The sequence below is a fragment of the Sphingopyxis jiangsuensis genome (genome assembly GCF_016734905.1).
GTDB lineage: Bacteria > Pseudomonadota > Alphaproteobacteria > Sphingomonadales > Sphingomonadaceae > Sphingopyxis > Sphingopyxis jiangsuensis.
In genome coordinates this window covers 715,462-739,021 of record NZ_JAERPO010000002.1, presented here as the reverse complement: position 1 = coordinate 739,021, position 23,560 = coordinate 715,462, and the positions used below count along the sequence as shown (strand labels likewise).

At 66.7% G+C, this 23,560-nt stretch carries 24 protein-coding genes; 11 read left to right on the top strand and 13 right to left on the bottom strand.

The window, feature by feature from the left end; all coding sequences use genetic code 11:
* The first annotated feature begins 3 nt into the window (after positions 1 to 3).
* The 4 genes from hisB (at position 4) to hisF (ending at position 2,969) form a co-directional block, all read left to right on the top strand.
* Positions 4 to 591, top strand: a complete 588-nt coding sequence (gene hisB, locus JI743_RS10260) for an imidazoleglycerol-phosphate dehydratase HisB (protein WP_201928210.1) — start codon at positions 4 to 6, stop codon at positions 589 to 591.
* Between the two features lie 9 nt (positions 592 to 600).
* Positions 601 to 1,209, top strand: coding sequence for an imidazole glycerol phosphate synthase subunit HisH (gene hisH / locus JI743_RS10255; protein WP_201928209.1), 609 nt, complete (start codon positions 601 to 603; stop codon positions 1,207 to 1,209).
* Positions 1,210 to 1,357: 148 nt separating this feature from the next.
* Positions 1,358 to 2,089 carry a 1-(5-phosphoribosyl)-5-[(5-phosphoribosylamino)methylideneamino]imidazole-4-carboxamide isomerase gene (gene hisA / locus JI743_RS10250; protein WP_201928208.1) on the top strand — a complete coding sequence of 244 codons (732 nt, stop codon included), beginning with the start codon at positions 1,358 to 1,360 and terminating at the stop codon, positions 2,087 to 2,089.
* Between the two features lie 115 nt (positions 2,090 to 2,204).
* The gene (gene hisF, locus JI743_RS10245) at positions 2,205 to 2,969 is read left to right on the top strand and encodes an imidazole glycerol phosphate synthase subunit HisF (protein ID WP_201928207.1); all 765 of its coding nucleotides are present in this window, start codon (positions 2,205 to 2,207) and stop codon (positions 2,967 to 2,969) included.
* Here the strand turns inward: hisF and JI743_RS10240 are convergent.
* Complete coding sequence (locus JI743_RS10240; protein ID WP_201928206.1) at positions 2,956 to 4,092, bottom strand: beta-ketoacyl-ACP synthase III; 1,137 nt, start codon at positions 4,090 to 4,092, stop codon at positions 2,956 to 2,958. The genes hisF and JI743_RS10240 overlap by 14 nt on opposite strands.
* A 190-nt stretch (positions 4,093 to 4,282) precedes the next feature.
* On the opposite strand from JI743_RS10240, the gene JI743_RS10235 reads away from it, so the two are divergent.
* Entirely contained in the window at positions 4,283 to 4,834 is a 552-nt protein-coding gene (locus JI743_RS10235) for a hypothetical protein (protein ID WP_201928205.1), read from the top strand.
* 27 nt (positions 4,835 to 4,861) lie between these two features.
* Here JI743_RS10235 and JI743_RS10230 read toward each other — a convergent pair whose 3' ends face one another.
* Together JI743_RS10230 and JI743_RS10225 are read right to left on the bottom strand one after the other, a co-directional pair.
* Complete coding sequence (locus tag JI743_RS10230) at positions 4,862 to 5,632, bottom strand: sulfite exporter TauE/SafE family protein (protein ID WP_201928204.1); 771 nt, start codon at positions 5,630 to 5,632, stop codon at positions 4,862 to 4,864.
* Positions 5,633 to 5,741: 109 nt separating this feature from the next.
* Positions 5,742 to 6,668: a LysR family transcriptional regulator gene (locus tag JI743_RS10225; RefSeq protein WP_201928203.1), complete on the bottom strand. Its 927-nt coding sequence runs from the start codon at positions 6,666 to 6,668 to the stop codon at positions 5,742 to 5,744.
* A gap of 83 nt (positions 6,669 to 6,751) precedes the next feature.
* Here JI743_RS10225 and JI743_RS10220 point away from each other — a divergent pair, with 83 nt between their 5' ends.
* Positions 6,752 to 7,084, top strand: a complete 333-nt coding sequence (locus JI743_RS10220) for a hypothetical protein (RefSeq protein ID WP_201928202.1) — start codon at positions 6,752 to 6,754, stop codon at positions 7,082 to 7,084.
* Positions 7,085 to 7,263: 179 nt separating this feature from the next.
* On the opposite strand, the gene hutU is transcribed toward JI743_RS10220, so the two are convergent.
* From hutU to hutI, 4 genes are read right to left on the bottom strand one after another with little or no spacing between them, the layout of a single operon-like run.
* Positions 7,264 to 8,958 carry a urocanate hydratase gene (hutU, locus tag JI743_RS10215; RefSeq protein ID WP_201928201.1) on the bottom strand — a complete coding sequence of 565 codons (1,695 nt, stop codon included), beginning with the start codon at positions 8,956 to 8,958 and terminating at the stop codon, positions 7,264 to 7,266.
* Between the two features lie 2 nt (positions 8,959 to 8,960).
* Positions 8,961 to 9,761 (bottom strand): N-formylglutamate deformylase, encoded by an 801-nt coding sequence (gene hutG / locus JI743_RS10210; protein ID WP_201928200.1) that lies wholly within the window; start codon positions 9,759 to 9,761, stop codon positions 8,961 to 8,963.
* A complete protein-coding gene (hutH, locus tag JI743_RS10205; RefSeq protein ID WP_201928199.1) occupies positions 9,758 to 11,284 on the bottom strand; it encodes a histidine ammonia-lyase in 1,527 nt (508 codons plus the stop codon). Before hutH ends, hutG begins: the two co-directional genes overlap by 4 nt.
* Complete coding sequence (hutI, locus tag JI743_RS10200; protein ID WP_201928198.1) at positions 11,281 to 12,480, bottom strand: imidazolonepropionase; 1,200 nt, start codon at positions 12,478 to 12,480, stop codon at positions 11,281 to 11,283. The genes hutH and hutI overlap by 4 nt, the downstream gene beginning before the upstream one ends.
* Positions 12,481 to 12,566: 86 nt before the next feature.
* Here hutI and JI743_RS10195 point away from each other — a divergent pair, with 86 nt between their 5' ends.
* On the top strand, positions 12,567 to 13,943 hold the full coding sequence (locus JI743_RS10195; protein ID WP_438870685.1) for a formimidoylglutamate deiminase: 1,377 nt from the start codon (positions 12,567 to 12,569) through the stop codon (positions 13,941 to 13,943).
* Positions 13,940 to 14,647, top strand: coding sequence for a histidine utilization transcriptional repressor HutC (gene hutC, locus JI743_RS10190; RefSeq protein ID WP_201928197.1), 708 nt, complete (start codon positions 13,940 to 13,942; stop codon positions 14,645 to 14,647). Before JI743_RS10195 ends, hutC begins: the two co-directional genes overlap by 4 nt.
* Here hutC and JI743_RS10185 read toward each other — a convergent pair.
* From JI743_RS10185 to JI743_RS10175, 3 genes are all read right to left on the bottom strand, one after another.
* On the bottom strand, positions 14,644 to 15,372 hold the full coding sequence (locus JI743_RS10185; RefSeq protein ID WP_201928196.1) for a hypothetical protein: 729 nt from the start codon (positions 15,370 to 15,372) through the stop codon (positions 14,644 to 14,646). The two genes, hutC and JI743_RS10185, sit on opposite strands and share 4 nt — an antisense overlap.
* Before the next feature lie 2 nt (positions 15,373 to 15,374).
* Positions 15,375 to 16,586 carry a toxic anion resistance protein gene (locus tag JI743_RS10180; RefSeq protein ID WP_201928195.1) on the bottom strand — a complete coding sequence of 404 codons (1,212 nt, stop codon included), beginning with the start codon at positions 16,584 to 16,586 and terminating at the stop codon, positions 15,375 to 15,377.
* A gap of 62 nt (positions 16,587 to 16,648) precedes the next feature.
* Positions 16,649 to 17,608: a bile acid:sodium symporter gene (locus JI743_RS10175; RefSeq protein ID WP_201928194.1), complete on the bottom strand. Its 960-nt coding sequence runs from the start codon at positions 17,606 to 17,608 to the stop codon at positions 16,649 to 16,651.
* A gap of 176 nt (positions 17,609 to 17,784) precedes the next feature.
* Between JI743_RS10175 and JI743_RS10170 the strand changes: the two genes are divergently transcribed.
* Positions 17,785 to 18,435, top strand: coding sequence for a 5'-methylthioadenosine/S-adenosylhomocysteine nucleosidase family protein (locus JI743_RS10170; RefSeq protein WP_201928193.1), 651 nt, complete (start codon positions 17,785 to 17,787; stop codon positions 18,433 to 18,435).
* Between the two features lie 8 nt (positions 18,436 to 18,443).
* Positions 18,444 to 19,082 carry a D-Ala-D-Ala carboxypeptidase family metallohydrolase gene (locus tag JI743_RS10165; protein ID WP_201928192.1) on the top strand — a complete coding sequence of 213 codons (639 nt, stop codon included), beginning with the start codon at positions 18,444 to 18,446 and terminating at the stop codon, positions 19,080 to 19,082.
* On the opposite strand, the gene JI743_RS10160 is transcribed toward JI743_RS10165, so the two are convergent.
* From JI743_RS10160 to JI743_RS10150, 3 genes are read right to left on the bottom strand one after another with little or no spacing between them, the layout of a single operon-like run.
* Positions 19,073 to 20,080 (bottom strand): cytochrome d ubiquinol oxidase subunit II, encoded by a 1,008-nt coding sequence (locus JI743_RS10160; protein ID WP_201928191.1) that lies wholly within the window; start codon positions 20,078 to 20,080, stop codon positions 19,073 to 19,075. The two genes, JI743_RS10165 and JI743_RS10160, sit on opposite strands and share 10 nt — an antisense overlap.
* The gene (locus JI743_RS10155) at positions 20,077 to 21,465 is read right to left on the bottom strand and encodes a cytochrome ubiquinol oxidase subunit I (RefSeq protein WP_201928190.1); all 1,389 of its coding nucleotides are present in this window, start codon (positions 21,463 to 21,465) and stop codon (positions 20,077 to 20,079) included. The genes JI743_RS10160 and JI743_RS10155 overlap by 4 nt, the downstream gene beginning before the upstream one ends.
* Positions 21,452 to 22,090, bottom strand: coding sequence for a GbsR/MarR family transcriptional regulator (locus JI743_RS10150; protein ID WP_201928189.1), 639 nt, complete (start codon positions 22,088 to 22,090; stop codon positions 21,452 to 21,454). The genes JI743_RS10155 and JI743_RS10150 overlap by 14 nt, the downstream gene beginning before the upstream one ends.
* 242 nt (positions 22,091 to 22,332) lie before the next feature.
* Between JI743_RS10150 and JI743_RS10145 the strand changes: the two genes are divergently transcribed.
* The gene (locus tag JI743_RS10145) at positions 22,333 to 23,547 is read left to right on the top strand and encodes a mechanosensitive ion channel (protein WP_201928188.1); all 1,215 of its coding nucleotides are present in this window, start codon (positions 22,333 to 22,335) and stop codon (positions 23,545 to 23,547) included.
* The last annotated feature ends 13 nt before the right edge of the window (positions 23,548 to 23,560 follow it).

The following is a 23,560-nucleotide window of genomic DNA, read 5'->3' as shown; positions in this document are numbered from 1 at the left end:
GCCATGCGAACCGCCACCGTCCAGCGCACGACCAAGGAAACGGATATCGCGATCACCGTCAATCTCGACGGCACGGGCGATTATTCGGTGTCCACCGGAATCGGTTTTCTCGACCATATGGTCGAGCAATTGTCGCGCCACTCGCTCATCGACATCAGGATGGACGTAAAGGGCGACCTGCACATCGACCAGCACCATACGGTCGAGGATTCGGCGCTCGCGCTGGGCGAAGCAGTGGCGAAGGCGCTCGGCGACAAGCGCGGCATCGCCCGCTACGGCGAGGCGCATGCGCCGATGGACGAAACGCTCACGCGCTGCGTCCTCGATATTTCGGGGCGGCCGCACTGCGTCTATAAGTCCAGCTTCTCGCAGCTGCGGCTCGGCGAGATGGATACCGAGATGTTCCCGCACTGGTTCCACAGTTTCGCCCAGGCGGCGGGCATCACGCTGCACATCGAAATGCTCTATGGCGAGAATAACCACCATATCGCCGAAAGCATGTACAAGGCGCTGGCGCGCGCGCTGCGGCAAGCGGTCGAGATCGACCCGCGCAAGGGCGATGCGATTCCGAGCACCAAGGGTGTCCTTTAGGACCAGCCGATGAGCGCCCTGGCCCTGATCGACTACGGCGCGGGCAATCTTCGCTCGGTGCATAATGCGCTCGTCGCGGCGGGCGCGGTCGATATCGCGGTGACCGCCGACCCCGATATCGTCGCGAGCGCCGACCGGATCGTCCTGCCCGGCGTAGGCGCTTTCGCTGCCTGCATGAACGGGCTGACGGCCATTCCCGGCATGGTCGAAGCGATGGAGGCGCGCGTGCGCGGCGCGGGCGCCCCCTTCCTCGGCATCTGCGTCGGGATGCAGCTGCTCGCCGATGCCGGCGAGGAGCATGGCCGCCACCCCGGGCTCGGCTGGATCGGCGGCACAGTGCGCGCTTTCGCGCCGCAGCCGGGGGTGCGCGTCCCCCACATGGGCTGGAACGATGTCGTCCCCGTCGGCAACCATCCGGTGATCGCGGCGGGCGAGGCCTATTATCTTCACGGCTATCATTTCGCCGACGCGGCCGATGTCGCCGCGACGAGCAGCCATGGGGGACCCTTCATCGCGGCGGTGGCGAAAGACACGATCGTCGGTGTCCAGTTCCACCCCGAAAAGAGCCAGGCCTATGGGCTGGCGACATTAGAGAGATTTCTCGCATGGCATCCGTAACGATCAGATCCTCCCTGTCGCGAAGCGATGGGGAGGTGGCAGCGCGCAGCGCTGACGGAGGGGCTTTTGCGCTGACGTCGCGGCCCCTCCACCACCGCTTCGCGGCGGTCCCCCTCCCCATGGCCTTCGGCCACAGGGAGGATATTCGATGACCCTGACGATTTTCCCCGCGATCGACCTCAAGGGCGGGCAGGTGGTGCGGCTTGCCGAAGGTGATATGGACCGCGCGACGGTCTATGGCGACGATCCGGCGGCGCAGGCGCGGTTGTTCGCCGCGGCGGGCGCGACGCACCTGCATGTCGTCGATCTCGACGGCGCCTTTGCGGGCGCGAGCGTCAACGGCGCGGCGGTCGAGAGCATCATCGCGGCCTTTCCGGGCAAGGTGCAGGTCGGCGGCGGCATCCGCGACCGCGCGGGGGTCGACCGCTGGCTGGGGCTGGGCGTCGAGCGCGTGATTATCGGCACCGCGGCGCTGAAGGACCCCGATTTCGTCAGATCGGCGGCGCGCGATCTGCCCGGCCGTATCGTCGTCGGCGTCGATGCGCGCGATGGCATGGTGGCGACCGAGGGCTGGGCCGATGTGTCCGACGTACGCGTCGAGGATCTGGCGCGGCGGTTCGAAGATGCGGGCGTCGCGTCGCTGCTGTTCACCGACGTCGGGCGCGACGGGTTGCTCAAAGGGTGCAATGTCGAGGCGACGGTGGCGCTCGCGCAGGCGGTCGACATTCCGGTGATCGCGAGCGGCGGGGTTGCGGGGATCGACGATATCCACGCGCTGCGCCCGCATGTGGTGGATGGCATCGAGGGGGTGATTACCGGGCGCGCGCTTTATGACGGGCGGCTCGATCTGGCCGAAGCGATCAGGGTGGGGCAGCAATGAGAATTACCCCCTCGTCCGTTCGTGTCGCGCGCAGTCGAGACACGTCTTGGCTGGGTGCTTTGCTTCGGGGTGTCTCGACTTCGCTCGACACGAACGGGCTCGAGAGGCCGGTGCCATGACCGTCCGCGTTCGCGTGATTCCCTGCCTCGACGTCGCCGACGGCCGCGTCGTGAAAGGCGTCAATTTCGTCGACCTGCGCGATGCCGGCGATCCGGTCGAGGCGGCACGCGCCTATGATGCGGCGGGGGCCGACGAGCTCTGTTTCCTCGACATCAGCGCGAGCCACCAGGGGCGCGGCACCTTGCTCAACATGGTTGCGCGGACCGCCGAGGCCTGTTTCATGCCGCTCACCGTCGGTGGCGGGGTGCGGAGCGCCGAGGATGCGCGCGCGCTGCTGCTCGCGGGCGCCGACAAGGTTGCGGTGAACAGCGCGGCGGTCGCGCGGCCCGAACTCGTCGCCGACATCGCGGACCGTTTCGGCAGCCAGTGCGCGGTCGGGAGTATTGACGCGCGGCGGGTCGCAGACGGGCGCTGGGAGATTTTCACCCACGGCGGGCGCAAGCCGACCGGGATCGACGCGCTCGAGCACGCCGTGCGGCTTGCCGACCTTGGCGCGGGCGAACTGCTGGTCACGAGCATGGACCGCGACGGCACCAGGGACGGCTATGACCTCGCGCTCACGCGCGCGATTGCGGATGCGGTGACGGTGCCGGTGATCGCGTCGGGCGGCGTCGGCACCCTCGACCATCTGGTCGCGGGCGTGCTCGAAGGCGGCGCGAGCGCGGTGCTGGCGGCGAGCATCTTTCACTTCGGCGAGGCGACGATATCGGAGGCGCACGCGCGGCTCGCGGCGGCGGGGCTTCCGGTCAGGTCTTCCTGACGAACACCGTCCCTGCGCTATACCCTGCGCCGAACGAGCAGATGAGGCCGGTGTCGCCCGCCTGCATATCCTCGTGGTGGAGGTGAAAGGCGATGATCGATCCCGCGCTCGACGTATTGCCATAGGTGTCGAGCACCGTCGGGCTTTCGTCCTCGCTCGCCTCGTGCCCCAGCACCTTGTGCGCGATCAGCCGGTTCATGTTGGTATTGGCCTGATGGAGCCAGAGCCGGCGCATGTCGCTGCCCTCGAGTCCCAGCTTTTTCATTTCGCCGACGATCATGTTCGCGACCATGGGCACGACTTCCTTGAAGACCTTGCGGCCTTCCTGGACGAACAGCTTGTCGGTCTTGGGCCCGTCCTGGTCGATGCCGCCGTGGGTGCGGTTGAGGAAGCCGAAATTGTTTCGGATATTGTTCGAGAAGACGGTCTTGAGCCTGGTGCCGAGAATGTCCCAATGGCCCGCGGGCGCGATGGCCTTGTCCTCGACGAGGATCGCGGTCGCGACGTCGCCAAAGATGAAATGGCTGTCGCGGTCGCGCCAGTTCAGATGCCCCGAGCAGATTTCGGGGTTCACGACGAGCACGCTTTTCGCATGGCCCGCGCGGATATAGTCGGCGGCGGTCTGGATGCCGAAGGTCGCCGACGAGCAGGCGACGTTCATGTCGAAGCCGAACCCGTCGATGCCGAGCGCATCCTGGATTTCGACCGCCATTGCCGGATAGGCGCGCTGCATGTTCGATGCCGCGCACAGCACCGCATCGACCTCGGACGCGTCGCGCCCTGCGCGCGCCAGCGCATCCTGCGCCGCGGCGACGCCGATTTCTGCAAGGATCGAGATTTCGTCGTTCGATCGTTCGGGCAGCCGCGGCGCCATATGTTCGGGGTCGAGGATGCCTGCCTTGTCGACGACGAAGCGCGAGCCGATGCCGCTTGCCTTCTCGATGAATTCAACGCTCGACTCGGTCAGTTCGGCGACTTCGCCTGCCGCAATCGCGCCCGCATTTTTGCTGTTGTGCAGTGCAACATACTTGTTAAAACTGGCGACAAGTTCTTCGTTGGAGATGGCTTCGGCGGGGGTGAACAGGCCGGTTGACGAGATAACCGGCTGCGGTGCGTGCGACATGATGGGCCTGCGATCTGCTTTATCGTGGACAGCGAGCCTAGGCCCGGTCGCGGCGCGGCGCAACGCTCCTTCCCTTTGCTGAACGCCGAGCGACGTCATGGTTAACTTGCCGCTAACCTATTTGGTGGCACACTGTTGAATGCAGGCCTCCGGGGGGATGGCTCCCCGGGCGCCGAGCGGGAGCAGACCAATGGCTACGCGTTCAGGACCGGCTGCCGGCGACCTGTCGATTGCAGAGATCAAGGAATTTGCCGGATTCCCGGCGGCAACCCAGCGTTACATACGGCGCTCGCTCGATATCGGGCTCGAGCGCGAGGACGCGATCCGGCGCTGGTCGCGCGATATGGTCGAAGAGACGGCGATTCGCGTCCAGGCCAAAGTCTATCAGCGCATCGGCGAAATCCGCGCGCATATCCCCGACGACAGCGGCCTCGATGCGCTCGAAGGGTTCATGGCGCCGCTCGTCGCGGTGTCGGCGTTCGACCTCGGACAGGATCGCTTGCCGGGCTTTGCCCCCTATCGCTTCCTGTACGAGCGGCTGCTCGGCGCGCATGCGCGGCCGTGGCTGCCCGGTGCCTTCTGTGCCGCCGCATCGCTACCGCATCTGCACCCCGACAAGCGCCGGGTGTTGCTCCAGTCGATCAGCGAGGCCGCGGCGACGGCGCCCGGCTGGTCGGCGCGCGAGCCGACCTTTTATCCCGAGTGGGTCGACAAGATCGACGAGACCAAGCCGGCGAACTGACTCGGCACCGCTGCGCGGACGAAAGGGTCAGGCGAACAGCGCCCGGTACAATCCGAACGCGCTCGTCGCGATCAGGACGACGCCGACCACCACCAGCATCAGCTTGGGCGAAAAGCGCTTGGCCATCATCGCGCCGGCGGGGGCCGCGATGACGCCGCCGATGATCAGGCCAAGCGTCGGGCCGACGATATCTTCGAACCCCAGATGCCAGATGAAGGCGGCCGACACCGACAGCGCGAGGAAAAATTCGACGCTGTTGACGGTGCCCACCACCTTGCGCGGCTCGCCGCCCTGGACGAGCAGGTTGGACGTCACGATCGGTCCCCAGCCGCCGCCGCCCGCCGCGTCGAGAAAGCCGCCGACGAGTCCGAGCGGCGCGATCACCGTCGGGCGCTTGAATTTAGGGGGGTAGAGGATGCCGCGGACGAGCAGCCAGACGCCGATCAGGACGAGGTAGCCGAGCACAAAGGGTTTCACGATGTCGGCGTCCAGCGACGTGAGCAGGTAGGCGCCGAGTACCCCGCCGATCACGCCGGGGACGAGCAGGCGCAGGAACAGCGGCCAGTCGATGTTGCGGTGGAACAAATGGCTCAGCCCCGATGCGCCGGTCGTGAAAATTTCGACGATGTGGATGCGTGCCGAGGCGGTGGCGGGTGGCACGCCGAGCACGGCGACGAGCAGCGTGTTGCAGATGACCCCGAATGCCATGCCGAGCGCGCCGTCGACGAGCTGCGCCGCAAAGCCGATCAGAATGAACGGGAGGATCGCCGCAATATCGAAGGTCGCGAGCTCTGGCATGGTTCAATCCAACTATTTTGGTTGAGAACCAGCTGCCGCTTTTCGTTGCGCGGCGCCAGAGCAATTTTTCTGCGTGGGTCGAAGGGATTTGTTTCTGCGCCGACCGGCGTCAGACCACGATATTTTCGGGGATATGGTCGCGCGCATAATCGATGAATGCGCGCAGCTTGGGCATGACCTGTTTGCGATTTGGATAATAGAGGAAGAGTCCCGCGGTCGAGGACGCGCGGTCGGCCAGCACGACCTCGACGTCGCCGCGCTCGACATGTTCTTTTAGCACCGGTTCGGCGGCCATCCCGATCGCGATGCCGCTGCGTACGGCCATGATGATCGACGCCTGGTCGTTGACGATTACCGGTCCCGTGACCCCGACCTCGATTTCGCGATTGCCGTCGATAAAGGTCCAGGGCATCAACCCGCCGCTCGACATGCGCAGCCGGACGCAGCGATGATTGCGAAGATCGGCGGGGTTCTCGGGACGGCCGAAACGGTCAAAATAGGCGGGTGCCCCGAAGGCGACGAAACGGAAAGGTCCGGTCAGCCGGATCGCAATCATGTCGGCGTCGAGCGATTCGCCCATTCGCACCCCGGCATCGAAGCCGCCCTTTGACAGGTCCGAAAAGCCGTCGTCGCCGAATATTTCGAGCTCGATTTCGGGATAGGCCTCGCAGAAGCCCGCCAGGATCGGTTCGAACATCGGCTGGATTGCGCCGCGCATCAGGTTGATGCGCAACCGTCCCGCCGGCCGGTTGCCGAGGTTGCGGGCCGCCTCATAAGCGTCGGCGAGGCCGCCATAGGCCGGCGCGGCGCGTTCGAGGAACATCTCGCCGGCCTGCGTCAGCCCGACGCTGCGCGTCGTGCGCGTGAACAGGGGCGAGCCGACACGTGCCTCCAGTCCCTTGATCGTCTGGCTGATGGCGGAAGGCGACACCCCCAGATCGGCGGCGGCGGCGGAAAAGCTCCGCCGCTCCGCGACGCGCAGGAAAGCTTCGATCCCGTCGAGCACCCCATGGGGGATTGTTAAATCCTGCTTCAAGGCACTTGCAGATTATAGTGGATTATCTATGTGCGCAAGCGCGCCTAAAAAGGTTGCACATAAAAACGAAAGGAACCTCTCCCATGACCAATCAGCTCTCCTCTTTCCAACGATTCCCCTCCGCCTTTGCCATCGTCGCGGCATCGGCTCTCGCATTCACCGGCCTGATCGCTTCGACGACTCCGGCCTATGCGCAGAGCGGCGACTATCGCTGCGCGGGCCTTGCCGAGCAGGCCGCATCGGCCGCCGAAACGGCGAGTGCAGGCCAGCGTTCGAGCGCCAAGCGCTTCGTTTCGACCGGCAAGAAGCTGTGCGAAGCGGGCAACGAACGCGCCGCTGCCAAGCAGTTCCGCGCCGCGCTCAAGATCGCCGGCGTCGACGAAGCCAAGGGCGACAGCCAGATGGCGGCGCGTTGATCGCACCGCCATCGCAAGACTGATCTCCGGTCCGTCCTCTCCCCCTCTCCGGACGGACATCCACTCGGGGCGGCACCCATAAAGGGGCCGCCCTTTTATTTTGCGTGCGAAGCGGCATCGGAACCTGTCCGGCCGTCACGAGGCCGCAGGCCGATTTTGGCAACGGAATCGGGCGACGGTCAAACGATCCCCGGCAGGTCGAGCCCCTTGTCGCGGGCGCATTCGATCGCGATGTCATAGCCCGCGTCGGCGTGACGCATCACGCCGCTGGCGGGGTCGTTCCACAGCACGCGCTCGAGCCGTTTCGCCGCTGCGTCGGTGCCGTCGGCGACGATCACCATGCCCGCATGCTGCGAAAAGCCCATTCCGACGCCGCCGCCGTGGTGGAGCGAGACCCAGGTCGCGCCGCTCGCGGTGTTGAGGAGGGCGTTGAGGAGCGGCCAGTCGGAAACGGCGTCGCTGCCGTCGCGCATCGCTTCGGTCTCGCGATTGGGCGAGGCGACCGAGCCTGAATCGAGATGATCGCGGCCGATGACGACCGGCGCCTTGAGTTCGCCGCTCGTCACCATCGCGTTGAAGGCGAGGCCGAGCCGGTGGCGGTCGCCGAGACCGACCCAGCAGATGCGCGCGGGCAGGCCCTGGAACTGGATCTTCTCGCGCGCCATGTCGAGCCAGCGGTGGAGGTGTGCGTCGTCGGGGAGCAGCTCCTTCACCTTGGCGTCGGTGCGATAGATGTCTTCGGGATCGCCCGACAGCGCCGCCCAGCGGAAGGGACCGATGCCGCGGCAGAAAAGCGGGCGAATATAGGCGGGAACGAAGCCGGGGAAATCGAAGGCATTTTCGACGCCTTCGTCCTTTGCGACCTGGCGGATATTATTGCCATAATCGACCGTCGGCACGCCGGCGGCCTGAAAGTCGAGCATCGCGCGGACATGCACCGCCATCGATGCCTTCGCGGCCTTTGCCACCGCCTGCGGGTCGCTTTCGCGCTTCTCGGTCCATTCGGCGACGCTCCAGCCGATCGGGAGATAGCCGTTCACCGGATCGTGCGCGCTCGTCTGGTCGGTGAGGAGGTCGGGCCGGACGCCGCGCGCGTAAAGCTGCGGCAGGATTTCGGCGGCATTGCCGAGGAGGCCGACCGACACGGGCTTTTTCTCCGCACAGCTCTGTTCGATGATCGCCAGCGCTTCGTCGAGCGACTGCGCTGCCTTGTCGAGATAGCCGGTGCGCAGCCGCATTTCGATGCGGCTCGGCTGGCATTCGATCGCGAGGCACGATGCGCCCGCCATCACCGCCGCGAGCGGCTGCGCGCCGCCCATGCCGCCAAGCCCTGCGGTGAGCAGCCATTTGCCCGCGAGGTCGCCGCCATAATGCTGGCGGCCCATCTCGACGAACGTCTCATAGGTGCCCTGAACGATGCCCTGCGTGCCGATGTAGATCCACGACCCCGCGGTCATCTGTCCGTACATCGCGAGCCCGCGCTTATCGAGCTCGTTGAAATGGTCCCAATTCGCCCAATGCGGGACGAGGTTGCTGTTCGCGATGAGCACGCGCGGGGCGTCGGCGTGCGTCCGGAACACGCCGACGGGCTTGCCCGACTGGACGAGCAAAGTTTCGTCGTCCTCGAGCCGCTTCAGCGTTTCGACGATCTTGTCGTAGCTTTGCCAGTCGCGCGCGGCGCGGCCGATGCCGCCGTAAACGACCAGTTCCTCGGGCCGCTCGGCGACGTCGGGGTGGAGGTTGTTCATCAGCATCCGCAGCGGCGCTTCGGTGAGCCAGCTTTTTGCATTGAGTGCGGGGCCGGTCGGCGCCTTGACGATGCGGCTGTTATCGAGACGCGGATTGGCCGGGCGCGGTTCGTCGGGGCGGGTCATTGTCATCCTTTCGCAAAGTCGAGGCACGCGGCGAGGACGCGCCGCAGCACCGGCGCGGCGGCCGGGTCGGTATCGATCGGCGCGGGCCAGTTGCCCTCATCGGGTGTCGCGGGTTCGGTCAGATAGCCGCGCATCGCGAGTTCCATCTGGATCGCATGGACGCCGTTCGCGGGGCGACCGTAATGGCGCGTCGTCCAGCCGCCGCGAAAGCGTCCGTCGACGACCATCGGCGCACCGCTCGCGGCGCAAATCGAAGCGACTGCCTGGGTCAGCGCCGGGTCACAGGTTGCGCCTCCGTTGGTTCCAATGTTGAACAGCGGCAGCTCGCCCTCGAAAAGGCGCGGCACATGGCTGCGGATCGAATGGGCGTCGTAGAGGACGATGCGCGGATGGCGCGCGCCGAGTCGCTCGATCTCGTCTTCCAGCGCGGCGTGATAGGGGGCGAACCAGCGCATCCGGCGGCGCGCGATCTCGTCGGCGTCGGGTCCCGCGCCCGGATAGAGGGGGTCGCCGTCGAAGGTCGTCGTGGGGCACAATTCGGTCGTCGCCTGCCCCGGATAGAGCGAAGCGCCGCTCGGGTTGCGGTTCACGTCGATGACGCTGCGCGAAATCGTGGTGCGCACCGTCGTCGCGCCGAGCTCGCGCGCAAAACCATAGAGGCGGTCGACCCACCAGTCGGCGTCGCGCCGCGCAAGCCAAGGCGAGACGAACGCCGCCTCGACATCGGCAAGGTCGCTCCCCGTATGCGGAAAGGCGACGATCAGCGGCGCGTCGCCGCGATGGATTTGGAGCCAGTCGGTCACAGCACCCCCGGCAGATCGTCGGCGACTGCCGCGAGTGCGCCGCTCGCGACCATCGCGGCCGCCGCTTCGATGTCGGGGTGGAAGTGCCGGTCGTCGGTGAGCGTCGGCACGGTGCCGCGCAGCAAGGCGCGTGCTGCCTCGATCCGCGCCGACGAGGTGAGCGGCGCGTGGAAGTCGCAGCCCTGCGCTGCGGCGAGCCATTCGATGCCGATCACCGCGCGCACGTTCGCCGCCATGTCGAGCAACCGCCGCGCGCCATGCGCCGCCATCGACACATGATCCTCCTGATTGGCCGAGGTGGGGATCGAATCGACGCTCGCGGGATAGGCGCGCTGCTTGTTTTCGCTGACGAGCGCGGCGGCGGTGACCTGCGGGATCATGAAGCCCGAATTGAGCCCCGGCCGCGGCGTCAGGAAGGCGGGAAGCCCCGACAGCGCGGGGTCGACGAGCATCGCGATGCGCCGCTCGGCGATCGATCCGATCTCGCAGATCGCCATCGCGATCATGTCGGCGGCGAAGGCGACCGGCTCGGCGTGGAAATTTCCCCCCGACAGCGCTTCGTCGGCATCGGGGAAGACAAGGGGGTTGTCGGACACGCCATTCGCCTCGGTCTCGAGCGTCGTGGCTGCCTGCCGCAGCAGGTCGAGCGCGGCGCCCATCACCTGCGGCTGGCAGCGCAGGCAATAGGGGTCCTGCACGCGCGGGTCGTCATCGCGGTGCGACGCGCGGATCGCCGATCCATCCATCAGCCCGCGCAGCGCAGCGCCGACCGCGATCTGCCCGGCATGGCGCCGCAGCGCGTGGATGCGCGGATCGAAAGGCGCGTCGGAGCCCTTGGCGGCCTCTGTCGACAAGGCGCCGGTGACGAGCGCCGAGCGGAAGACAAGGTCGACCTCGAACAGCCCCGCAAGCGCATTGGCGGTCGAGAATTGCGTGCCGTTGAGGAGCGCGAGCCCTTCCTTCGGCCCGAGTTCGAGCGGCGAAAGCCCGGCGCTTGCGAGCGCATCGGCGGCGGGCATCGCACGCCCGTCGACCATGATCGCTCCGACGCCGATCATTGCCGCCGCCATATGACTGAGCGGGGCGAGGTCGCCGCTCGCGCCGACCGACCCTTGCGACGGCACCACCGGGGTCAGCCCCTTGGCGAGCATCGCCTCGAGCAGCGCGACGGTCGCGGGCTGCACACCCGACGCGCCGACGCCGAAGCTCGCGAGCTTGAGCGCCATCATCAGCCGGACGATCGGAACCGGCGAGGGCGCGCCGGTGCCCGCCGCATGGCTGAGCACGATGTTGCGCTGAAGCGCCGCGAGGTCGGCGTCGTCGATGCGCACGCTCGCGAGCTTTCCGAAGCCGGTGTTGATGCCATAGACGGGCGCGCCTTTGGCGAGGATGCGCGCGATCGACGCAGCGCCCCCGGCGATCGCCGCGCCGCATTCGGACGCAAGCCGCGCCGACGCGCCGCGATAGATGGCGCGCCATTCGTCGAGCGCGACCGCGCCGGGCGACAGGATAACCTCGTTCATCGACCACTCCAGATGCGTGCATGGAGCGGGTTCAGCCCCATGCGATAGACGAGTTCGGCGGGCTCCTCGACGTTCCAGATCGCGAGGTCGCAGCGCTTCCCCGCCTCAATCGTTCCGATGACCCCAGCCTGTCCCAGTGCCCGCGCGGCGTTGCGCGTCACGCCGGTCAGGCATTCCTCGACGGTCAGCCCGAACAGCGTCGCGCCCATGTTCATGACGAGCAGGACCGAGGTCAGCGGCGAGGTGCCGGGGTTGCAGTCGGTCGCGAGCGCGATCGGCACGCCTGCCGCGCGCAGGGCCTCCACCGGCGGCAGCTTCGTCTCGCGCATGAAATAATAGGCGCCGGGCAACAAGGTCGCGACCGTCCCCGCCTTCGCCATTGCGGCGATGCCCTCGCCGTCGAGATGTTCGAGATGATCGGCCGACAGCGCATCGTGGCGCGCAGCGAGCGCAGCGCCCTGCTGGTTGGAGAGCTGCTCGGCGTGGAGCTTGACGGGGAGGCCGGCGCGCGCCGCCGCCGCGAAGATACGCCCAGTCTGCGCGGGGGTGAAGCCGATGCCTTCGCAAAAGGCGTCGACCGCATCGGCGAGCCCTTCGCGCGCGATCGCCGGGAGCATCTCGTCGGCGACCATCGCGACATAACCGTCGGCATCGCCCGCAAATTCCGGCGGCAGCGCGTGCGCGCCGAGGAAGGTCGTCGTTACCGCGACCGCCCGCTCGCTTTCGAGCCGCCGCGCGGCGCGGAGCATCCGTGCCTCGCTCTCAGTATCGAGGCCGTAGCCCGACTTGATTTCGACCGTGGTGACGCCTTCGGCGATCAGCGCGTCGAGGCGGGGAAGCGCCGCAGCGACAAGCGCGTCCTCGCTCGCCGCGCGCGTCGCCTTCATCGTCGAGACGATGCCGCCGCCCGCTTGCGCAATCTCTTCGTAACTCGCGCCCGCGAGCCGCATCGCCCATTCGTTCGCGCGGTTGCCGCCGTGGACGAGGTGCGTGTGGCAGTCGATCAGGCCGGGGGTGATCCAGCGGCCGCCGCACGCGACACGCTCGTCCGGCTCGAACGTAGGCGCGTCGGCGTGCGGCCCGGCATAGAGGATGACGCCCTGGTCGGAAGCGATCAGCGCATCCTCGACGATGCCGAGCCCGTCGCCCGCCATCGTCGCCATGCGTGCGTCGTGCCACATTGTATCGCAGCGCATTGCCGACTCTCCTTCGGGACCAAACTATTGCAGTGATTGCCATTAATGTATAGACATAATTGCAGGCAATCGGGAAGGGCCGCTCAATGGGCGAAGGCAAGATGCCGCAACGGCTGCATTTCGGACAGGCGCTGATCGACGGCTGTTGGGCCGCGAATGTCCGCATTGCCGTCGCCGACGGCCGGATCGCCACCGTCGAGCCGGGGGTTGCGCCCGAGAGGGGCGACGAACGCCATGCGATCGCGCTTCCCGGCATGCCGAACCTGCACAGCCATGCCTTCCAGCGCGGAATGGCCGGGCTCGCCGAGATTCGCGGCGCGGGCGACGACAGTTTCTGGACGTGGCGCGAGGTGATGTACCGCTTCGTCGATCGGCTCGACCCCGAGATGCTCGCCGCCATCGCTGCGCTCGCCTATGTCGAAATGCTCGAAAGCGGGTTCACGCGCGTCGGCGAATTCCACTATCTCCACCACGACCGCGACGGGCGCGCCTTCGCCGACCCCGCGCAAATGTCGCGCGCTATATTTGCTGCGGCTGCCGAAAGCGGCATCGGCCTGACGCACCTGCCCGTCTTCTATGCCCATGCGGGGTTCGGGAGTGCCGCGCCGAACGAGGGGCAGCGGCGCTTCGTTCACGACTTCGACGGTTATGCGCGGCTGCTCGACACGCTGCGCGCGGCAGCGACATGCGACCTGCCCGACGCCATCGTCGGCGTCGCGCCGCACAGCCTGCGCGCGGTGACGCAGGGCGAACTGGCGGCGCTCGCGGAGCTTGCCGGCGACGCGCCGATCCACATCCACATCGCCGAGCAGGTGAAGGAGGTCGAGGATTGCGTCGCGTGGAGCGGGCAGCAGCCGGTCGAATGGCTGCTCGGTCATGCCGATGTCGACGCGCGCTGGTGCGCGGTGCACGCGACGCACATGACAAATGACGAAGCGCGGCGCCTTGCTGAAAGCGGTGCTGTGGCTGGGCTGTGCCCCGTCACCGAGGCCAATCTGGGCGACGGGATTTTCGACGCCGTGCCCTTTCTTGCCGCGGGGGGACGCTTTGGCGTCGGCTCCGATTCCAACGTGCTGATCGACATGAGCGAGGAATTGCGCTGGCTCGAATATGGCCAGCGGCTCGCCGCGAAGGGCCGCAACCGCGTCGCGCGCGCGCCGGGGATGTCGAGCGGGCAGGCGTTGTTCGACGGCGCGCTTGCGGGCGGCGCGCAGGCGCTTGGGGTCGTCGGCGGGATCGCGCTCGGAAGCTCCGCCGACGTCGTCAGCCTCGACGCGCACCACCCCTCGCTCGCCGGCAAGCCTGCCGAGCAGATCCTCGACGCCTTTCTGTTCGCGAGCGGCCGCGCCGCGATCGACTGCGTGTGGCGACGCGGCGAATGCGTCGTGCGCGGCGGGCGCCATCGCGCGCGCGACGCGGTGGCCGAGCGCTATCGCCGCGCGATTGCGGGATTCGACCGATGAGCGCGCCGCTCCACGAGCGTATCCGCCGCGAGATCGAGGCGGCGATCCTGTCGGGCGAACTCCAGCCGGGCGCGCGGCTGCCCGTCGAGCATGAGCTGATGGAGCGTTATGGCTGCGCGCGGATGACGGTGAGCAAGGCGCTGCAATCGCTCGCCGCTGCGGGGCTGGTCGAGCGGCGCAAGCGTGCGGGCTCGTTCGTCGCGCGTCCGCGCGTGCATTCGATGGTGCTCGACATTCCCGACCTTGAGCAGGAGGTGACGGGACGCGGTCAGGTGTATCGTTTCGAGCTCGCGCGCCGCATCGTCCGCGCGCCCGACCCCGCGCGCGCCGACGAAGTGGCGCTTGCGGGCCGCGGGGACCTGCTCGCGATCGAGGGGGTGCATTTCGCCGACGGGGTGCCGCTGGCGTCGGAGCAGCGGCTCGTCAGCCTCGCCGCGGTTCCCGAGCTTGCCGCACAGGACTTCGGCCGCGTGTCGCCGGGGGCGTGGCTGCTCAAGCATGTCCCCTGGACCGAGGCCGAAACGCGCATCGCAGCGGTCGGCGCTGACCGCCTGGTCGCGGGGCATCTTGGGGTTGCCGACGGCACGGCGTGCCTGTTCGTCGAGCGCCGGACGTGGCGCGGTGACGAGGGCATCACGCTGGTGCGCCAGCATTTCGTCGGCGCGGCCTATGACCTTGTCGCGCGCTTCGGCGCGGCGCGTTAGGCGGCGCCGGGCGTTTCCTCGCCCTCGAGCCCCTGATATTTGAGCTGGAGATAGCGTTCGCGCGTTGCGAGCTTGTCCAGATCGCCCGCCGCAAGGCTGCGCGCAGCCTCGCCAATCTCGCGCTCGAGCATCTTCAATCCGCCGACGAGCGTGTCGTCGGGGGTGCGCCCGGCATGCGCTTCCTTGCGGAGCCCAGCCGGGATGCGCTGGTAGCCCGCGACGAGTTCGGGCAGGTCCTCTCCGACGAGCTTGCGGATGTTGGCCGCGGCGGGGCTCGACGCGTCGATCGTCTGGAGCTGCGGCGCGAGCAAATCGAGCTGGACGCCGATGCCGTCGACAAGCGTCTTGGCGGGTGCGGGCAGCGCGGGACGCTGCGCTTCGAGCCAGATTTCGGTGCGTCCCGCGAGCTGTTTGAGATCGGTCTTCGGCAGGTCGGCCTGCCGCGGCTCGGGAAAGGGCGAACGCCCGAACAGCACCGCGACCCCGACGAGCAGCACGAACAGCGCGAGCAGCCCGGTAAAGCCGAGCGGCTGGACCAGCGCACCGAACAGCGCCGCGCCGAGCAGCACCACTCCGCCCGCGATCAGGATACGGCCGAGCTTCCTGAACAGATGCTGGCGGCGCAGCGCGACGCTTTTGGTGCCGATGGGGCGGCGGCGCTCCTGCGAGCGTTCGATCGCCGCCTCTGCCGATACGCGGATCTTGTCGACCTCGCTCATCGTCATGATTATCCCTCGATCGCCGCGAGCGGGCTGTCGGCGCCGCCGACGCTCGCCTGTGCCTGGGCAGCGCCCTCGGCGCGCGCGATATAGCCCTTGGACTTCTGGACCTCGCCCTCCAGCGCCGTGACCGTCGTCTTCATCGAATCGAGCGCCTTCAGCTTGAACGTGTCGATCGCGTCCATCGTGTCGTAGATATTCTGGAAGGCGCGCTGCAGCGTTTCCATCGGGATCGTGCTCGACGCCGCCTGTTCGTGGATGCGCGCGGTATTCTCCTTCAGCATCTTCGATGTGCCGTCGATGATACCGGCAGTGGTCGTGTTGAGCGCGGTAATCTGTTCGAGCACCAGCTTCTGGTTCGTCATCGCCTGCGCGACGGTGATCGCGGTCTTCAGCGCGCCGACTGTGGTGGTCGAGGCGCGGTCGACGCCCTTCACCAGCTCGACATTATTCTTTTTGACGAGGTCGAGCGCGAGATAGCCCTGCACCGTCACGGCCATTTGCGTGAGCAGGTCCTGCGTCCGCTGGCGCGCGTAGAAAAGCGCATTTTCGCGGATCACCTTCGCCTTGGCGGGATCGCTGCTGTCGAGTTCCTCGGCCTTCGCCTCGAGCCGCTGGTCGAGCGTGTTGGCGATGTGAATCATCTGCTCGAGCTTGCCCATCGCCTCCCACAGTTTGCGCCGTTCGACGTCGATCGCGGCATTGTCCATCAACAGCTCGTCCTTGCCATTGGCGAGCGCGGTCAGAATGCCGCCGATATGCGTCTGGGCGCTGCGATACTGCGCGAAATAGTTGGTGATCCGACTGCCGAAAATCTTGTCGAGAAAGCCGCGCTTCGACAGCAGTTTGCCGTTCGCCGAGGGGTCGAGGCGCTCGACGGTGTTGCGCAGCTCGATCAGGTTCATCCCGATGTCGGTGTCGCGATCCATCGCCTTGATCGGGCGGTCGAGGAAGCGGTTCGACTGGTTCGCCGCCTCCAGCATTTCCTTGCGACCCATATTGGTGATCTGGTCGATCCGCTTGCCGAATTCGGGCGAGTTTTCATCCTGCGCGACAAGGTCCTCGATAAACCCGTCGACGCGCTCCTCGAGCTTCGATTTCTGCTCGCTCGACAGCGCAACAAGCCCGGCGGCCTTTTCGGGCGCGACGGCGGGCACGGGATCGGGCGGCGTCAGCTTCAGCTCGTCGGTTGCGGTCGCAGTTGCAGTCTGTTCGCTCATTCCTGTTCCTTCCACCCCGATGCCGCCCCCTATATGGCACGCGGCACTGTGTTATTCAAGCATCACACCCCTGCCCGCCGCACCAGGAGGGGCGCGAGCCATGCCGACAGGATCAGCTGCGCCATATGATAGACGAGGATCGGGACCAGCACCATGCCGGCCGTCGCGGCGGGAAATAGCGTCGCGGCGAGCGGGGCGCCGACCGCGATGCTTTTCTGCGCGCCCGAAAAGAGCAGGGTGATGCGGTCGGCGCGCGCGAGCCGCAGCACGCCGCCAAGCAGCCACGCGCCGCCGAACGACAACGCTAGGAGCGCGGCGACCGCGGCGCCGCCGATCGCGATCTCGCGCATGTCGAGCAGGTCCCAGATGCCGCCGACGACCGCCGCCGAAAAGGCGACGTAGACGGCGATCGCGATCGCGCTGCGGTCCATCAACGTTGCGAGCCCGCGATGCGCGAGCACCCAGGGGCGCAGCCAGCGCTGTGCGACCTGCCCTGCGAAAAAGGGCAGCAGGAGGATGGCGACGATACGCAGCGCCGCCGCGCCGCTGATCGCACCCGCGCTCCCCGCCAATGCGGCGAAAAGAAGCGGTGCGACGATGACGCCTGACAGGTTGAGCAGCGCCGCCGCGACGACGCTTGCGGCGACATTGCCGCCCGCCATGCTGCTCGCCGCCGTTGCCGACTGGACGGTCGAGGGCAGGATGCCGAGGAAGAGAAAGCCGAGCGCGAGCATCGCCGGGAGCAGCGCCGCGAGCGCAGCCTGCGCGCCAAGCCCCAGTAGCGCCATCGCGCCGAAACAATAGGCAAAGGCCGCGCCCTGCAGCTTCCAGTTGCGCACGCCGTGCAACACCTCGTCGCGGGGGAGGCGAACCCCGTTGAGGAAGAAGAGCAGCACGATAGCCGCCGTCGATAGCGCCTGTGCGATTGGCACGGCGGCGCCATGAACGGGGAGCAGGCTTGCAAACAATGTGGTCGCGAGCAGGACAGGAACGAAGCGGTCGGGAAAGATGCGCGCAAGCATGGGGAAGCGATGGCGGCGTGGCGCGCCGTTGGCAAGCCAATCAGATCCCCCGACCACTTCGCGTGGGGAGGATTTTCATTCCCGTTCGTCCCGAGCGACGTCGAGGGACGCCTGGCGTCGCACCAACGCGTCTCGACTTCGCTCGACACAAACGGCCAGGGGATTAGACAGAAGCCATGACCGCGATTCTCATCCTTGCCGCACTCCCCGAAGAAGCCGATGCGATGTTCTTGGGGGCAGGCGAATACGGAGAGGGGCGGTTCCGCGCCCGCCACTTGGCTGCCTACGGCCACGATCTCGTCATCGTGACCTGCGGGCTCGGCAAGGTCAATGCGGCGCTGGCCGCCGGGGTATTTGGCGCCGATGCCGACCTGTTGCTGATGAGCGGGACCTGCGGGTCGCTCGGCGCGGCGCCGGGCGCTTATTGGATCGCCGAGGCGCTGCAGCATGATTATGGCGCGACGCATCCCGGCCTGTTCTGCCGCTACCGCGCGGGCGACTGGCCGATGGGCGAGGCGGGCGAGGCGCATTTCGCCGCGATGGCGGACCCCGGCCTTGGCCTGCCGCACGCCCGCATCGCGAGCGGTGACAGCTTCGTCGCCTGCCCAGACGCCGCGGCGGACCTCGCCACGCTCGGCGCGACGCTGGTCGATATGGAGGTGGGCGCGGTTGCGCAGGCGGCCGCGCGGCTCGGCAAGCCGTGGGCGGCAATCAAGGCAGTCACCGACGAGGCGAACGGCGACAGCGGCGGCGATTTCCAGGCAAACCTGATCCGCGCGGCGCGGGTGGCGGGCGACGAAACGGAGCAATTGGTGGGGATGTTGTGAAAAGGGCGATGGTTGCCGCCCTGTTAGCGGCGTCGGCCGGACTGGTTCTGTGGCGCGTCTTCCCGACGCTCGATCAGCCTGCGGCGAGACCCGGCGCCGCGGGCGACGTCGATCTGTTCGAAGAATGGCGCCGCGGGAAAGCGGCGCCTGAAGTCGCCGCGATCGAAGCCTATTTCGACCGAGAGGGGGTCGGCGACGTGCTGCCGCTGGCCGACCTATTGCGCAGCGATGCCCGCTGGCGTCGCTGCAAGACCGCTGAACCGTTCGCTGTTCCCGCACGCGCGCAATGGGCCGCGATGGTCCCGACATTGCGATATGTTCGCGATCAGGTGGTGCCCGTTGTTGGTCCGGTGCGCGTCCTGTCGGGTTATCGCGACCCTGCTGCCAACGCCTGTTTCCAGGGAGCGAAGGCAAGCCGGCACTTGCGTTTTGCGGCGCTCGACCTCGAACCCACCAAGCGGTCAAGCCGCGCGGACCTTATCGCCATCCTTTGCCCGCTTCATGCCAGGACTGGCCCGCGCTTTGGGGTTGGTCTCGGTATCTACAAGGTCACGCGCTTTCACATCGACACGGCCGGTTACCGCCGATGGGGCGACGATTATCGCGGCGCATCTTCGCCGTGCAATGGCGACCCCGCTCAATCGTAGCTGAGGTGCGTCGCCTTGCCGCGGAAGATCCAGTGCGCGAGGAAGGAGTAGCCGAGGATGACGGGCAGCACGAACAGCGCGCCGATCAGGATGATCGTCAGCGATTCGGGGCTCGCCGCCGCCTGCCAGATGTCGAGCCGGTCGGCGATCAGATAGGGATAGAAGCTGTAGGCGATGCCCACGAAACCCAGCGCGAAGAGGACGCCCGCGGTCGCGAGCGGCACCCATGACAGCTCGTCGTTCGCGCGCAGCGGCCGCCGCAGGAAGATCGCGAGCCCGATGAACAAGGTCGCGGCGGCAATCGGGATCGGCAGCAGCGCGATGATCTCGGGCAGGCGGAACCAGCGGTCGAAGATGCGTGTCGACAGGAGCGGGGTCGCGATGGAAATGATCGCCATTGCGAGCGCGGTCAGCCACAGCGTGACTTCGGCCCAGCGGACCGCGCGCTTCTGCAATTCGCCCTCGACCTTGTAGATCAGCCAGCACGCGCCGACGAAGAGATAGCCGGCGACAAGTCCGAGCGCGGCGAGCAGGCAGAACAGCACCGCGGCAAGGCTCTGGTCGAACCCCAGCACATAGGCGCCGAGCATATATCCCTGGCACAGCGCGGTGACGAGTGAGCCCACGAAAAATGCGTCGTCCCAGCGCTGCTTGTGCTCGGGTGCCGCCTTGGCGCGAAATTCGAACGATACGCCGCGCAGGATCAGCGCGACGAGCATCAGCGCGACGGGCAGATAAAGCTGCGTCAGGATGAGTCCGTGCGCGACGGGAAAGGCAACCAGAAGCAGGCCGATCCCGAGTACGAGCCACGTCTCATTGGCATCCCAGAACGGCCCGATCGAGGCGACCATCAGGTCGCGCGCCTCGCCCTTTTCGAGCCGCGTGAGCATGCCGACCCCCAGGTCGTAGCCGTCGAGGATGACATAGAGCAGGATCGACAGGCCCATCAGCCCCGCGAAAATGACCGGAAGCCACCAGGCATCGAAAAAGGGGGTCATGATGTCGCCTCCGATTGGTGCGCGGCGGGGCCTTCGGCGGCGCGGGGGATCGGGAACATCGGCTTGCCCTGCGGCGCGGCGCTGCCGAGCCTTGCAAGCCGGTAGAGCACGAAAACATAGGCAGCGAGCAGCACCGCATAGACCGCGAGATAGAGGGTCAGCGAGCTTGCGACCATCGCGCTTCCCACCGGTCCGACGGCTTCGGACGTGCGCAATACGCCGGTGACGAGCCACGGCTGGCGGCCGATTTCGGTCACATACCAGCCCGCGAGCGTCGCGACCCAGCCGGAGAATGTCATCGCGACGAGCGCGTGCGCGAGCCAGCGCGGCATCGCCTCGACCCCGCGCCGCCGGATCGTCCAGGCGGCAAACCACGCGGTCGCGAGCATCAGCACGCCGATCCCGACCATGATGCGGAAACCCCAGAAGACCGGCCCGACCGGCGGGTGATTGCCCCGATAATCGTTGAGGCCCGGCACCACGCCGCCGGCATGGTGCGTCAGGATCAGGCTGGCGCCCGATGGGATGGCGACCTCCAGATGGTTGGTGCGCGCTTCGCCGTCGGGGATGGCGAACAGGATGAGCGGGACACCGGCCGCGGTTTCCCAATTCGCCTCCATCGCCGCGACCTTTTGCGGTTGATGCTCGAGCGTGTTGAGGCCGTGCTGGTCGCCGATGAATATCTGCACCGGGATCAGCAGTGCGGCGGCATAGACGGCGGCCTTCAGCGACCTCCGCACGCCCTCGCCGCCGCCGTCCTTCAGCCAGCGCCAGGCGCTCATCCCCGCGATGAGGAAGGCGACGGTCAGCGCCGAGGCGAGCAGCATATGCGTTAGCCGATAGGGCATCGAGGGATTGAAGACGATCGCCCACCAATCGGTCGCATGGACGACGCCGTCGCGGATCTCAAAGCCCACGGGCGTCTGCATCCAGCTGTTGAGCGCGATGATCCAGAAGGCCGACAGCGTTGTTCCCGCGGCGACGAGAAAGGTCGCAAGCGTGTGGAGCCAGCCGGGGACGCGGCTGAATCCGAAGAGCATGATGCCGAGGAACACCGCCTCGAGGAAAAAGGCGGTGAGCACCTCATAGGCGAGCAGTGGCCCGGCGACATTGCCGACCTTTTCCATATAGCCCGGCCAATTGGTGCCGAACTGAAAGCTCATCGTGATGCCCGACACGACCCCCATCGCGAAGCTCAGCGCAAACACCTTCACCCACAGGCGATAGGCATCCATCCAGGCGCTATCGCGCGTGCGGTTATAGGCGAGCTTGAAACCGAGCAGCGCCCAGCCGAGCGCGATGGTGATTGTCGGAAAAAGAATATGGAAGCTGATGTTCGCGGCAAATTGGATGCGCGCGAGGGTCAGCGGGTCAAGTCCGTCCATCGTCAGCCTCCTTGGCATCGCGCGCCATCGGCGTTGGCGCGGTCCCGCGCCCGAGCATCCGGTCCTTGAACTCGAGCGCCTTTACCACGCGCGAGCCCAATCTGAGCAGCTGGAGCAGGCGCTCGGTCTCGAGCCGCTGCATGTCGGCATACCAGTCGGTGAGCAGCTCGATCTGTTCGTGCATGTCGGCCATGCGCGCTTGCGCGAAACGGTCGGCAGGGTCGGTCGCGCGTTCCATCATCAGCGAGCGCAGCGTCGTCAGCGTCGGGTCGATCTCGCGCTTCTTGCGCTCTTCGACCAGCGTGCGGAAGATCGCCCAGACGTCGCGCGGGGTCTCGTAATAATCGCGCCGGTCGCCGGGCAGGTGGCGAAGCTGGACGAGGTTCCAGCTCGCAAGCTCCTTGAGCCCCATCGACACGCTGCCGCGCGACAGCGACAGCGCCTCGCTGATCTCCTCGGCATTGCGCGGCGCGTCGGCGAGAAAGAGCATCGCATAGATCTGGCCGACAGTGCGGTTGATCCCCCAGCGACTCCCCATCTCGCCGAAATGCAGGACGAAGGCCTGCGCGAGCGGGGAGAGCCGGCACGGCGATGACGGGGAGTCGGGGGCGGGGGACAGGTCCATGACGCACCCCTAATCACAAATTTCGTATGTTTCAATAAATTTTGAAACATACGAAATTTGTGACAATGGCCCGCGACAAGCGTCTGCCAAGCAATTCCATAATAAATGATGGCAAATTTCATGCAGATGTGATAGGAAAATCCGATCTCAATCGTTGTCTTTGCTTGAAAAATTGCGATGTCCTTCGCCGGCGGCGAATAATGATCGACGGTTATCAAAAATAGAAGAGGGGAGAGTTCATCATGGATGATTTTCATGTCGGTAATTTTATTATCGATGGCGGACAGGCGATGGCCTATGGCCGTATGGCAATTATTGCCCTGCTTGTCCTGTTGGCGACATGGATATTGGCAAAGGCGGCGAAATGGGCCTTTGCGAAACTTGTCGAAACGGTCCCCCTGCTTCGCCGCGAAACCGCGACCGGTGAAAGTTTCGGCCTGTCGCTGGGGCGCATCGTCGCGCTGTTGATCTGGCTGATCGGCCTTGTCGCGATCCTCAACATCCTCAATCTCGGCTCGGTTACCGGGCCGATGGAAGCGATGCTGACGAATGCCATGGGCTTCATTCCCAATATCGTCGGCGCGGGGCTGATCCTGTTCATCGGCCATATGCTCGCGCGGATCGCCAAGGAGCTGGTCGAAACCTTGCTGACGACCGTCGATTTCGACCGTTGGGCCAACCGCGGCGGCGTCGAGCAGGTGACGGGGAATGCGACGATCAGCCGCACCATCGGCACGATCGTCTATGTGCTCATCATCATCCCGGTCGTGATCGGCGCACTGCAGGCGCTGCATATCGAAGCGATCAGCGCCCCGCTCGTCGCGATGCTGACGCGTATCCTGGCGGCGGTGCCCGCGATCATCGGCGCGTCTGCGGTGCTCGGCATCGGCTATGTCATCGCGCGTTGGGCGGCGGCGATGGTCGAGGAACTGGTCGCGGGACTCGGTGCCGACCAGTCGGTGGGCGCCATCGGACTGCTCCCCGCGACGGTCAAACTGTCGTCGATCGTCGGCAAGGTCGTGCTTGTGTCGATCCTGCTCGTCGCGGCGATTGCGGCAACCCGGCTGCTCGCCTTCCCCGAGCTGACCGCCGTGGTCGACGAGGTGCTGCGGCTCGGCGGCGCGGTCGTCTTTGGCGCGGTGATCATTGCCGTCGGCTTTCTCGTTGCCAATTTCCTGGCCTCGCTGATCGGCGGCGCGGGTGGCGACAGCCTGGGGACACGGCTCGTCCGTTATGCGACGATCCTGCTCTTCTCGGCGATGGGGCTCAAATATATGGGCATCGCCGACAGCATCATCGAGATGGCGTTCGGCGCGCTGGTGATCGGAACCGCGGCAGCGACGGCGATCGCCTTCGGCCTCGGCGGGCGCGACGCCGCGGCACGGGTGCTTGACGACATGCGTGCTTCGACACCGCCCGCGAAGCCGCGCGGACCCAAGCCGCCGCCGACGTCGTAAGCCGACGGGCAAG

Bases quoted from the DNA above. Each gene is read 5' to 3' on its own strand.
- hisB (WP_201928210.1), top strand. From the start codon at position 4: ATGCGAACCGCCACCGTCCAGCGCACGACCAAGGAAACGGATATCGCG.
- hisH (WP_201928209.1), top strand. From the start codon at position 601: ATGAGCGCCCTGGCCCTGATCGACTACGGCGCGGGCAATCTTCGCTCG.
- hisA (WP_201928208.1), top strand. From the start codon at position 1,358: ATGACCCTGACGATTTTCCCCGCGATCGACCTCAAGGGCGGGCAGGTG.
- hisF (WP_201928207.1), top strand. From the start codon at position 2,205: ATGACCGTCCGCGTTCGCGTGATTCCCTGCCTCGACGTCGCCGACGGC.
- JI743_RS10240 (WP_201928206.1), bottom strand. From the start codon at position 4,092: ATGTCGCACGCACCGCAGCCGGTTATCTCGTCAACCGGCCTGTTCACC.
- JI743_RS10235 (WP_201928205.1), top strand. From the start codon at position 4,283: ATGGCTACGCGTTCAGGACCGGCTGCCGGCGACCTGTCGATTGCAGAG.
- JI743_RS10230 (WP_201928204.1), bottom strand. From the start codon at position 5,632: ATGCCAGAGCTCGCGACCTTCGATATTGCGGCGATCCTCCCGTTCATT.
- JI743_RS10220 (WP_201928202.1), top strand. From the start codon at position 6,752: ATGACCAATCAGCTCTCCTCTTTCCAACGATTCCCCTCCGCCTTTGCC.
- hutU (WP_201928201.1), bottom strand. From the start codon at position 8,958: ATGACCCGCCCCGACGAACCGCGCCCGGCCAATCCGCGTCTCGATAAC.
- hutH (WP_201928199.1), bottom strand. From the start codon at position 11,284: ATGAACGAGGTTATCCTGTCGCCCGGCGCGGTCGCGCTCGACGAATGG.
- hutI (WP_201928198.1), bottom strand. From the start codon at position 12,480: ATGCGCTGCGATACAATGTGGCACGACGCACGCATGGCGACGATGGCG.
- JI743_RS10195 (WP_438870685.1), top strand. From the start codon at position 12,567: ATGGGCGAAGGCAAGATGCCGCAACGGCTGCATTTCGGACAGGCGCTG.
- hutC (WP_201928197.1), top strand. From the start codon at position 13,940: ATGAGCGCGCCGCTCCACGAGCGTATCCGCCGCGAGATCGAGGCGGCG.
- JI743_RS10185 (WP_201928196.1), bottom strand. From the start codon at position 15,372: ATGACGATGAGCGAGGTCGACAAGATCCGCGTATCGGCAGAGGCGGCG.
- JI743_RS10180 (WP_201928195.1), bottom strand. From the start codon at position 16,586: ATGAGCGAACAGACTGCAACTGCGACCGCAACCGACGAGCTGAAGCTG.
- JI743_RS10175 (WP_201928194.1), bottom strand. From the start codon at position 17,608: ATGCTTGCGCGCATCTTTCCCGACCGCTTCGTTCCTGTCCTGCTCGCG.
- JI743_RS10170 (WP_201928193.1), top strand. From the start codon at position 17,785: ATGACCGCGATTCTCATCCTTGCCGCACTCCCCGAAGAAGCCGATGCG.
- JI743_RS10165 (WP_201928192.1), top strand. From the start codon at position 18,444: ATGGTTGCCGCCCTGTTAGCGGCGTCGGCCGGACTGGTTCTGTGGCGC.
- JI743_RS10160 (WP_201928191.1), bottom strand. From the start codon at position 20,080: ATGACCCCCTTTTTCGATGCCTGGTGGCTTCCGGTCATTTTCGCGGGG.
- JI743_RS10155 (WP_201928190.1), bottom strand. From the start codon at position 21,465: ATGGACGGACTTGACCCGCTGACCCTCGCGCGCATCCAATTTGCCGCG.
- JI743_RS10150 (WP_201928189.1), bottom strand. From the start codon at position 22,090: ATGGACCTGTCCCCCGCCCCCGACTCCCCGTCATCGCCGTGCCGGCTC.
- JI743_RS10145 (WP_201928188.1), top strand. From the start codon at position 22,333: ATGGATGATTTTCATGTCGGTAATTTTATTATCGATGGCGGACAGGCG.